Source organism: Armatimonadota bacterium (assembly GCA_035527535.1).
In the GTDB taxonomy this organism is placed as follows: Bacteria; Armatimonadota; Hebobacteria.
This window is the reverse complement of record DATLAK010000055.1, coordinates 1-11719: the sequence shown is the minus strand read 5'-3', so window position 1 is coordinate 11719 and position 11719 is coordinate 1. Positions and strand designations below refer to the sequence as shown.

Annotated in this window: 4 protein-coding genes; all 4 read right to left on the bottom strand. The window is 66.9% G+C overall.

Features of this window, described 5'->3' with window-relative positions; translation table 11 throughout:
* Positions 1–7887: hypothetical protein (locus VM221_03545; protein HUT73896.1), on the bottom strand; the 7887-nt coding region annotated here is incomplete at its 3' end.
* Complete coding sequence (locus tag VM221_03540; protein ID HUT73895.1) at positions 7888–9798, bottom strand: hypothetical protein; 1911 nt, start codon at positions 9796–9798, stop codon at positions 7888–7890.
* A 9-nt stretch (positions 9799–9807) separates the two neighbouring features.
* On the bottom strand, positions 9808–10806 hold the full coding sequence (locus VM221_03535) for a hypothetical protein (GenBank protein ID HUT73894.1): 999 nt from the start codon (positions 10804–10806) through the stop codon (positions 9808–9810).
* 90 nt (positions 10807–10896) lie between these two features.
* Positions 10897–11719, bottom strand: an 823-nt coding sequence (locus VM221_03530) for a hypothetical protein (GenBank protein HUT73893.1), incomplete at its 5' end; no start/stop codon positions are given.

Genomic DNA, 11719 nt, shown 5'->3' with positions numbered 1-11719 from the left:
CTTTAGGTGCTCGTCCTGACCGCTGATGAACTCGTCGATCAAGTTCTCTGGCCCGAACAGCTGGCGAGCGAGCATCGCATCCAGAGTCATCACAGAGTCCATGCCACCGATGAAGTCGACGTACGTGTCTCCGATCGCGTTCATCAGCTGCTCGTGAACGAGTCGCTGGCCCTGCTTGTACGTGTCCCAGAACTCGCCCTGGCCGGGGTCGATGTCTGGGATCACCTCCTTGAGGAGGAGCGCCATCGTGTCTCGCTTCGGGCCGACAGGGCTGTCCTGCCGGATGATCTGGTTGCGCCAAAACGTGGAGTAGACAAGCTCGCCGACAAGCTCCGCCGGAGAACGCTCTGCCATCCCACTCTGCATGCCCTTCTGCCAGTCGACGAGGCGCTGCCCGCCGAGCGCGAGGTTCTCCACCATCTTCTGGCCGTCCTTCGAGGCCAGGAACATCGGTGAGACCGTCGGCATCGCGTAGCCGACGGCGTCCTGGATGTTGCGCATCACCGTGGTACCGCGCGCGTCGCCCGGCCGGGGCACGGCCATGCGAACGGCGCCGTTGAACAGACCCATGCTCGCTTCCATCGTGCGGAACGAGAGCCAGTCCACGAACTCTGCTGCCTTCTGCTTCTGCGACTTGCTCTCGGACATGACGCTGCCGGCCATGCGACCGACTCCGAGCATGTCACCCCATCCCGGCGCGAGGTCTTCGAGGCTGGTGACCGTCTCGTACCCACGGCGCTTGGGCCCAGGGAAGATGAACGGGTGCCCCATCAGCATCTTGTTCAGGAGCTTGCCGCCGGCAGCGCGCAGATGCCCCTGGCGCGCACCGCCGATCACGTCCGGCAGCCAGCCCGAGCCGCCGAGTCTGCGGTAGGCTTCGACCGTCGAGTCGTCCATCAGCTCGGGACGCGAACCAGCCGTATACATGGCGCCAGACAGCGACTCTTCCCAGGACGCATCTTCTTCGGGGTTGCTCGCGCCCATCCGCATGATCTGCTGCGTGATGCCGGCCATGATCGTGCCCACCGCAGCCGCGCGCCACGGATGCACGACAGTCGAGCGCAGCTTCGGCAGGATCATGTTGGTCTGGTACATCCAGAACCGGCCCTTGAGCATGTCGCGCGTCACCGCGCGCCGGGCACGCTGCGCACCGGTCTCGCTCCTCTGCCAGAGCGGGTTGTTGTGCGTGCCATACGCCGTGTTGAACCCGCGCAGAGCGGGAGACGTGTTGCGGTAGTCTGCCGTGCCGCCAGCGGCGAAGGCGACGGCGTCGTCCAGGGACATGCCGGGGTTCTTCGCCAGCGTCGACATCGTGCCGACGTGCTTGAACCACATCTCGAACATCTGGTAGACGCCCACATGACCGGCAACGGCGCGCGCGCGCTCTGTGGCGTTGCCACCTGTCATCTTGCCGATCCAGCGGTCGAAGGCGCCGAGGCCAGTGGACATGCGCCGCACCGTGTCGAAGACCGACCCCATCAGGGCGTTCTTCTCGTTGAGCGTCTTGCCGCTGGCCAGGATGTCCTGCACGGCGACGCGCGAGAGATCATCGGGCTCCACCAGCGACGAGAAGATGTCTGTGACCGTCTGCCCTTCGAGGCCGGCCTGGACGAACGTGCCGCTGGAGAGCTTCTTCAGCACGGCCTGCAGAATCATCAGGCGATCCCATTGCTCCGGCGGCACGTCTGCGGGGCGCTTGGCCCCGAGCTTGCCTTTCAGGCCAGTCAGCTCTGTGTACTTGAGAATGTCTCGCGCGCCGTCTGCGTACTCGCCCTTGCCGGTCAGCAGGCTGCGACTGAAGTCCCACATGCTGGCGACGCCGAGCAGGTGGTTGGTCATCACCGAGTTGGTGATGTTCAGCGTCCAGTGTTTCGGCCGCATGATCGTCAGGCCACGGCGCACCTGACGCGTCGCAACCTCGTAGCCGTAGATGATCTTCTGCAGGCCGGTGTCGACAGACGGCGGGTTGAACAGCTCCGACGTGACCGTGTCCACCTCCTGCATGATCTGCCTGGGGAGGTAGTAGCCGCCGTCGTTCCTGTCCTTGCCCTCTGCGTCACGTCCGAGCAGGTCGTTCAGGACACGGCGCATGTGACTGGACAGCTCGATGCGCTCGCCGAGCGGGCCCTCTGTGCCGCGCTCCAACTGCCGGGACAGAACATCGAACAGTCTGAGGCTGATCCCGTTCTCGCCGCCAGGGGCGTTCTTCGCCCGGTCCAGCGTCACGGGCAGATAGAACTGCCGGTCGTGCAACGGCAGTTTCTCGAACTCTGCGCGCGGGATCATGTGCCCGCCGAAGTACAGATCCTGCAGCGTCCCGTGCCACTGGCGCATCTTCCCTTCCTGGGCAACCGCCGTGGTCATCCACCAGAACGGGTCCTTGATGCGGATGTCCTCGTCGCCGCTGCCCTTGCGCGTCAGGTCGCGCGCCGCGAGCGTGGCCGGCATGTTCCCGTCGCGCAGGTCTGCGATCGAGCTGGCCATCTCCGACTTGATGTACAGGTGGGAGACATAGCGTGACGCGAACTTCTGAAACTGCCTGTCATTGATCTGGCCCTGCAGACGAAGCTCGTGTCCAAGCTCGTTCATCAGGTCTGTGATGTCGCGCGCGATCTCGAACAGATACCCCGTGCCGGGCTGGATGCGCTCGAAGTCCTCGGGCGTGCCCATGCCCTTGAACGCGCCAGAGTCGATAACCCTGTCCAGCAGGCGCAGATGCTTCGACGGCGGGTGCTTGAAGCCCCAGCGAGACATCATGCGAGAGAGGATCCCCTGCGCGTAGGCGTGCGCGACGCGCGACTCGGCCTCACGCTTGCCAACGGCCTGCTCGACGCCTAGGCGGTTGGCCATGGCCTCGGTCGACTTCAGAAAGTTCAGGCCACCCCACGGACCGCCAGTGAACGAGCCGAGCTTCTGCAGCTGCTTCAGGATCGAGGGCGGAATGCGGCGGCCGAACCTGTCCATTGCCACCTTCGCCTTGAGGTTCCTGGACAGCCAACTCTCGCGCATCGTTGTCGGGCCACGGTCGAAAGCGACCCAGGGACTGGCAACGTGAACTACCGTGCCCTCGTTGGGCGTCATAGTGGACTTCATCGCGGGCGTCTCGCGCAGCGAGTGGGCCAGGCTCTCGAAGCTGCCCATGGCGCCTGGCAGGGCGTTGCCGTCCTTGTCGACCAGGCCGCGCTTCTGCAGAGAAGTCTTCAAGTCTGCGGGCGGCGTGCCGGCCCTATTCGCGTCTACGTACGCCGTGAAGTCGTCGAACTTGTCGCGCATCTCCTTGCCGGAGACTTCTTCGAGCAGCGGGCCGAGGGCTTCGCGCATCTGAACGCGCGCCCTCTTGGCCAGTTCGACGGCGCGGCCATACCCGGCCAGGTCGCCGGCGTCTGCAAACGCCTTCTGTATCTCTGGCGACCCGCCGTTCGCCAGCGCCGACACGGTGCGCGCAGTCTCGGACGAGACGATGGCGCCGCGCACCTCGACCAAGTCCTTGGCGCGCAGAATCTCGACGACGTTCTTGTAGCTGTCACCGGCCTGCGCCATGCGCGTGCCGTGCGTGGGCTCCTTCTTCACGAGGTCGTTGCGCAGGATGTGGTAGACCATCTCGTCGGGGTCCATGCCGACTAGTTCCGCATCGTTGCGGCGCGCCTCGTACACGGCAGACACCTCGCCGTTGGCCTTCATCTCGGCGAACTTTGAGATGACCTCTTTCTCCTTGATCTCGCCCTTGCCCATGAACATGCGATCGAGGGCGTCGCGCACGAAGTCGGGGATCTCGATCTCCAGCGGGCTGCCCTTGATGCTGGCGTAGACCCTGACCATGTACTCCCTGATCCTGCCGAACACGCCTTCGAGGCGCTTCACCGGGGCGACGCCGTCGCGCATGTAGCGCTCAACGGCGCTGGCGAACTTCTCCTCGGCGTCTCGCGTCCAGACGCCTTTCTTCACGCCGGCCCACTCGTTCAGCTCCGGGATGCCGCCACGGGGCAGCGCAGTTCTGCGCCAGACGTGGCCCATCTCGTGCAAAGCCGTCGAGATGTCGGCGTCCTTCAGCGCGTAGATCACAGCCTGGCCGCCGCGCAGGAACTCGACAGCGCCCTTCTCTGTCTGCGTCAGCGCCGCGCGCGTCTGCAGCTGGTCTGAGTTGACTTTGCGAACGTCTGCAATGTGCGCGGGGTACCACTCGTGCGCAGGGCGACCCTCTCGCTCGGCCCATTGCTGGGCGACAGAGTCCATCAGGGCGATCGTCGCGCCGACCGACTCCGGCGTCATCTCGAAGTGCTGCTGGAGAAGGCGCCGCATCTCCTGGCGTGAGCGGCCTCGCACTGTCTGTCCGGGGGGGAACGCTGCGAGCTGCTGCTGACCCTGCACGGGTTGCGTCGGGCCCAAGCGGCCCGGCGTCGCGTTCGGAGCGAAGCCCGGCACCTGAACGCCCGCCGTCAGTTGGTTGGGGTCTGGCTTGCGTCCGCTTTGGAAGAGGACGTCTTGTCCTCCGTGTTCAGGCGGCGGAGCTTCCCGAGCATCAGGGTCCAGAAGAGACTTCGGGTCGACTTCTTTGAGTCGTTGAATGACACCTTTTGCGAGGTCTGCGGGCTTCTCGCTGTAGGGCGGGCCGATTCTTCGTGCGGCATCGTTGAGCACCTGGTTGATGATGGTCCCGCGCATGTCGCCGAGGCGGATCACCGCTTCGAGCATCTCCTCAGCGGAGGACGCGCGTTCCCTGGTGGCTGCGACGTCGACCTTGGTCGAGCCGGCTTCCTCGGCCTTCGAGCGAAGCTCGGAGAGTTTGCCGAAGAAGGCTTTGTCCTGCTTGAGCGCCTTGCGCAGCGGCTCCCTGAGCTTGGCGCGCAGCTCAACCATGGTCAGCGTGTCGCCAGACTCACCGAAAAGCGACTCCTGCGTGAACGACACGGCGTCTTCGAGTGAGACCTGGCGAGCGATGTCGTCCGCCTCTGTCTCGGACTCTGCAGAGCGCTTGATGAGCTTCGCAGCCGCAAGCTGCTTGTCCTGCTCTGTGCGCGGGATGTGCTTGCCGATGGCTGCGGCGTAGCCCTCGGGGATCTCTTCGTTCAGGGCCATCGAGAAGACGGCGTCTGACAGCTCTGCCAGACCAGCGGCCTTGCGCATGAAGGCACTCGTCGGCGGCACGCCCAGGGCGCGAAGCTCCTTGCGGCCCCAACCCAGGTCTCGGATCACGCGCGCCGCGTCGATGGGCGAGCCCTTGTCGTCGCGGATGTTGAGCAGGGCGCCCAGGGATCGCGCCAACTCAGGAGTGACGCCGTCCCTCTCTCGCAGGACGTGCGCCGAAAGCGTTTCGACCCCCAGGCGCTTTGCTGCGTTCGTCCGCTGGTGCCCGTCCACGACCGCCAGCTCGCCGGAGGCGTATTTGTAGACGAGGATTCCCTTGCCTGAGACGTCCGAGAACTCCTCCTTTGTCCTGAGCTTCGACAGGGGGCCACTCTTGATCTCCCCCGTCGTGGACGTTCCGCCGCTCTTGTACTGGAACTTCTCGGGCTCGAACCGCAGCTGATCGACCTCAACGCGCTCCTCGGTGATGGACCTCTCCATGGCCATCAGTCCGGCCGGTGTCGGCGAGAACGCCTCGGCGATCTCTGCGGCCTCTCTGGCGCTCGGCTCCAGCTGCTCCGGCGGCGGGCGTTCGGCCGGCTCGCCACCGGCTTCCTCACGGACCTTGGACAGCTCGCCCTGGAGGGCCTTGCCGACATCCGCCAGGACGCTCTCTGCGGTCCTCTCAGGCGTCGCGGCCGTAGAGGGTGCCGCCGTGGGGCCGCCAGCCCCGGGCTCACTGGGCGGCGCCCCAGGGCCAGGGCCAGCCCGCTCCTCGGGGGGCGGCTCCGGAGGGCTCTGAAGGGGGCCTATGATGTCGCCTTCCTCCAGCTCAACCTCCCTCAAGGCGTCGATCAGAGCCTCGCGCTCCTCGGGGGTGATGAACGTCAGGCGCTTGCCGTCCGGCCCGATCCGCTCCTGCTCGCTCAGGGCCTCGAAGGCGATCCTGAAGCGGTCGACCTCGGCCGCGTCCGGGTTCGCCAGCAGGGCCGCCGCGTCCCGCATCTTTCTCTCCAGCAGGACCCGCGACGCCGCCGGGGCACCCTCCCACTCACGGCCCCACTGGAAGCGCTGCGAGACAGCGCGAGCCTGAGAGGTGGCGCCGAAGCCCACGGCCGTCCCCAGGGCCTCCGGAGACGCCAGACCCTGCATGACCCGCGCGGTCTTGCCCCAGCCGGTCAGGTTCTCGTACTCGGGATCGGACATCGCGTCCCCGTGCGCGCCCATCAGCGCGCCGAGCAGCATCGAGTCCAGCGTGCCCACGGCGTACTCGGCCTGCATCCCAGACATGCCAAGGTCTGCGAGCTGCCGGCGCAGCCCCATCGAGCCAGACGACTTCGAGACCACGTCCATGACCGTGTCCATGTCGTCGAAGGCCCTGGGCTTGTTGGTGAAGTTCTCCATCCAACGGCCCAGGCCGCCGTAGCGGTACGCCTTGCCTTCGGCGGTCGTGACCGCCTTGCCGATGTGTCGCATCGCCGCGCCGCGCGCAACGCTGATGCCGGTGTGTGCAGCCCAGAGAAGCACGCCCTGCTTCGCCCCGTGCATTGCCGCGTGCCCCATGTCCATGTCGCCGTAGAGCCCGGCGCGCAGACTCTCGTAGGCGGCGAACTGTCCGACAGTCTTGGCCCCGGCCACCATGGGGAAGAACTTGCGCGACTGCGCGAAGCGCGCGACCGACTGCAGCTTGTCGCCGCCGGCGATCACGTCCGCCGCAGATGCCCCGCCCTTGCCAACGAGCTTCACGATCGGGTTCGAGATCACGTTGCGCACAGCAGACAGGCCCTTCGACGCCGCAAGCAGCGGCACCTTCGCGGCTGCGCCGCCAGCCCAGAAGTCTGCGACGAAGCCCAGGGCGCCGGCAGTCGACTCCCAGAATGTTGAGTCTTCCGGCGCGCGCAGGTCGGCCCCGAGCATCTCGGGCGCGGTGCCGCTCTGGACCATGCCCATCACTTCCTGGATGGCCCGCACGTAGCGCGGATCATTCAGCTTCGCGTACATGCCGAAGTGGTCGCCCGTGTTCGGCAGCGCCGGCAGGCGCATGGCCGGATCAGCCGTCCGCACGTTCGTCAGGGGCGGGACGTCGCTCATCGGCATGTCGAGCATCTGGCTCGCGATGCCGCGCGCCGCGAACTCACCAACGGCCCCGAGCAGAGGCATCCGCCCTGAGATGTCGCCGATGACCCCGCCGCCGGCGGGAATGACCCCCTGGAACGCAGCGCGCAGGGCGGGCCAGTCCTTTACGACCTCGTCCACCGGCAGACGCTCCCAGCCGTCCTGACTCGTCTGCACCCAGAAGGAGCCGTCGTCCGGGTCGCGCACCGGCTCCGCGCGCTGCCCGCCAAGAGACTGGTAGCCGTAGCCCAGGAGCGCTGCGCGGCGCGAACTCTCGATGCGACCGTCCTCGATCACGTACTGCGAGAACTCCGGCGAGACGAGGTACTTGTCGTCCGGCGCGCCCCCGATGCCGAAGAACGCAGGCTGTTTCGTGACGCCGTCCACAAACTTGTGCTCGCCCTCGAAGGGCCAGAGTCCACGGCGCTTCATCACGCCCTGGAACGGCGCGCGAGGAGATCCCTGGCGACCCCTGTTGCGCCAGTCGAAGTAGCCCATCAGATCATCGCGGATCTTCCGTGACTCGATGCCAACCTCGTCGGGCCGCATCGCCATCTCTTCAAGGACGTAGAGGCCGCCGACGGCACGCTCCGCGTTCGCCTCGGCGTCGATGCCAGCGTCTGCGTCGCGCACAGCACCGAAGAGCCTGTCGACGAAGACGTCGCCGGTGACGGGCTTGGTCGGGTCTTGACCGGGGAGCACAGCCACCTAGCGCTGCTCCTTCCTGAGCATCGCGCTGAGACGGGCTCGCTGTTCACGAAGCTGCTTCACGTAGGAAGCCTTCTGGCTCTCGGTGGTCCGGGGACCGGACGCGCGCTTGAGCCGCTCGATGTCCTGGCGAAGCTCGCGTTCGGAGCGCGACGCATTCTCGGGCTCGGAGTAGCGCTCCTCGACAGGCGCAGACATCTGGGGCGGCGGCCCTGCCGGCTTCTCCCTGACGACGGGGCGACGCTCGCCCCTGTTGACAGCCCGGCGCCGACGAAGGTTCTCGCCCTGCTCGTACCCTGGCGAGCCTTCGCCGGGGGATGCACCGGCGGGCGGGCTCGACTCTGTCGGGCCCTGGTAGTAGCCGGCACGCTTGGCCGCAGCTGTCTGCGGAGGCGGCGTGTCCGTCGGGCCCTGGTAACCGTTAGACCTCGCGGCAGCTGACTGCATCGGAGTTGGCGGTCGCTCCAGGATGGGCGCCGTGGTTCTCGGCGTGGATCCCTGCGGCGCCGGCGTGGTTCCTTGCGGCCGGGCCTGCGGCGGAGTTCCTTCGCCTTCCCCTAGACCAAAGAACGCCCGCACAGACGCCGGCTGCTGCGACACCGGCGAGCCCGAGCTGCCCTGGCTTCGCTGCTGATCGCGCTGGGCGCGTTCCGCGTCGCTCGCAGGCGCGGCGGCGTCGCTCTGGCGCTGGGCGCGCGTGCCCATGTCGCGTTCGAGCTTGGCTGCGCGCTCGCGCGTCGCCTGCTCCACTTGGCGCTCGTTGTCGCGCTTGCGATTGATCGCCTGACGGGCCTCCCCGGCAGCGCGCATCTTCAGGCCAAGCTCAGACGCCTTGTCGCCAGAGAGTGTGTAGCGGCTGCCAACCTCGCCGCGCAGGCGGTCCATGATCGGCGCGTTTCGCGGGTCAGACTGAGCCTTGAGCAGGAACTTGTTGACCTCCTGCACGACCTCCGGCTTGTTGCCGCCCTTGACCTGCAGGAGCCCCTCTGGGGTTGTCATCCAGACGTAGTCCGACGCACCAGACTTCGGCGACAGTTCTCCGACAATGCTCACGTCCAGGAACGGCGCGATGCTCTTGATCGACGCTTCGGTGATTGGCACGTCGCTCGCGCGGAAGATCGCCTCGTAGCCATCCTTGAGGGCGGCGGCGCTTTCAGCCTCGGTCTTGCCTTCCTTGACCTGCCTGGTCGCCTCGGCCGCTGCCCACGGGTAGTTGGCCGAGGTGGCGTCCTTCCGGCTCATGCCGGCGGCGGCCTGCCTGTCCAGCAGCTCCTGCGCCCGCGCTACATCCGCGAGCGACATGCCCTCGACGCCGCCGAAGACTTCGCCCAGCGCGCCGGGCGCGACCTCGGTGATGGGAGTGTCTGGCCCGCCGCCAACGCCGGGGACCACGTCATTTCTGACGAGGCTCCCGGGTCTTGCATTGACGATGTTCTCGGCCACGCCCCGGCTTGCCTCCGCAGCACGCTGGTCGTCTAAGAATGCGGCAGCCCGACGACTCTCCTCGCTCTCGGACAGCCCGAAGCTGTCCTGGTGGCGCCGCGTGTCGAACTCCAGGCGCTCCCTCTCCAGCCCGATTCTTTCCTCGGCAAGATCGCCAGCCTGCGCGCGCTCTTGCGCGCGATCTTCGCGCGCAAGGGCGCTCTCACTGGCCTGGAAGTCGCGCGTAATGGCACTCTCACTGGCCTGGAATTCCTGCGCGGACTCCTGCGACGACTCCTGCGCCTTGCGCCTGCGGTAGTCCTGCGCCGCCTGCGCAATGGAGTCGCCAAGCCCATCCCAGATATTTCCGGTCTGGGCGACGTAGTCTGCGGCGTTGCCGAAGCCACGGATGTACGCCGCGAACATCGCGCCGGGATCAGACGGCGGCGGCGCGCCATAGACATCGGGGATCTTGAAGTTGATGGGCATGCGCCTCTCCTAGTAGATGACCCGCTTGTACCCATCCGGGCCGGTAAGGACGCGATCGGGCGCAACAAGTTCCAGCTCCTGCGCGATCACACCAACGGATGACCCAACAAGCCCGAGCGCACGAGCTGCCCTGTTCCAGCGCCACGACACGATTCGCGGGGACCCCGGTACCAGCGTGACGACGTTCTCCTTCAGGCGAATGTTGGACGCGCCGATTGCGGCGGCGGCGATGCTGCCAATAGCGCCCCACGCTCCGCTTTGCTTGCTCGACTTCGCGGCCCTCTCGGCCGCAGTTATCTGTGCCTGCGCAGCGATCTCGGCCATGTAGCGCTGAAGCATCATCGAGTCGTAGTATTGCTCGATCTGGTTACGCGCGTTCATCGTCTGCGCGCTCAGGTCCAGGTTGCCCTGCGCACGTCCGGCGCGCGCCTCGCCGCGCAGCCCCGCCATCTGGTTCGAGTACCCCTGGTTCTGCTGCGGGCGCACGAACTGGTTGAACAGCGTCGGCGACAGACCCGCCGCCGCCATCGAGTACGCCTGATCTTGGTCGGCCTGGTGTCGGCCGGTTGCCAGCGACTGCGCGCTCGCGGCGAACCCGCCACCGATGGCCTGCTCGATCATGGGCCGAGCGCTGGCCTCGAAGGCGTTGATCCGGCCGGGAGCACCGGACGTCATGGCCATGAGTTCCTGCAGACGATCCCAGTCAGACTTCTCCGGGGCGGCCTGCGCACCGCCGCCGAAGAACTTGAGTACCGCTGTGCTAGGACCACCGCCGCCGCTGAAGCTCTGTGGGTCGCCACCAGGACCCGGAAACTTGTAGCTCGCAGGGCCTCCAGACTTGCCTGGCGAGCCGACTGACGCGTCGGCACCCGACGACGGGGGAGGGTCGAACCCGAACCCAGACTCTAGGAACTGCTCCGGCGAACCGAGCCCCTGAAGCTCGAAGAAGTCCGCCGGCATGTTGTTGACCCACCACTGGGCTTCGCTCTGGTAGTTCTCCTCGGCCATGTCCGTGCCTCCTAGAAGTCCGTGTTCTTTCCGCTCGCCCGGTCTTTGCGCCGCTTCCCACGGTACACCCCACCGAGGCCCTTGGTCGTATCAGAAGATGTACATGTAGGCGCTCTGCGTCGTGGGCGTCCACGGGAGGATGTTGCCTGAGACGGCGGAAACGCCGGATATGCCTGCCTGTGCCAGTCGCCCGGCGCCCTTGATGTCGTTGGCCACGTCCTGTGACTGTGGGCTGGATCCGACGCCGAAGATGTGGAATGCGACGAATCGCCCGGCTCCCTTTAGGTCCCCGCTCAGGGTGGCGACGCCCAGGACGGTGCCAGACATGCCGCCGCTGAGGTCGAGCAGGTTGCCCGACAGGGTGGCGACACCCAGGACAGCCCCCGTGGTGAGCCTGCCAGCGCCTTCGAGGTCTCCCGACAGGGCGGCCACGCCCTGGATGACGCCCTCGATGTCTCCTGTGGCGCGGCAGTCTCCTGTCGTGGTGGCGGCGCCCTGGATTGCGCCTGCTGCGAGTCTGCCCGCGCCGCCGAGTTCGTTGTTAGGCGGGTCGCCGCCGCCGTCGTCGATGGTGGCAACGCCTTGGATCGTGCCAGCGAGGCCACCAGACGCTGTGAGGTCGCCAGACGTGGTCGCAGCGCCCAGGATGGAGCCGCAGGCGAGCCGTCCCGCGCCTTCCAAGTCCGAGCTTGAAGACGCGGCGCCCTGGATGGCCCCACCGGCGAGTCTGCCTGCTCCTTCGAGGTCGGCGCTGGTGGTGGCAGCGCCCTGGATCGTGCCTGCTATTGCGCCGCCTGCAGCGGCGGGTGCTGTGACCTTGGGTCTGCGTCGTGGCCCCGGAGCGCGCGGCGGGTCAGCGGCATAGGTGGCGCCGGTGACCGTCCACGTCATCGGGTCAGCGCCGACCGCCGCC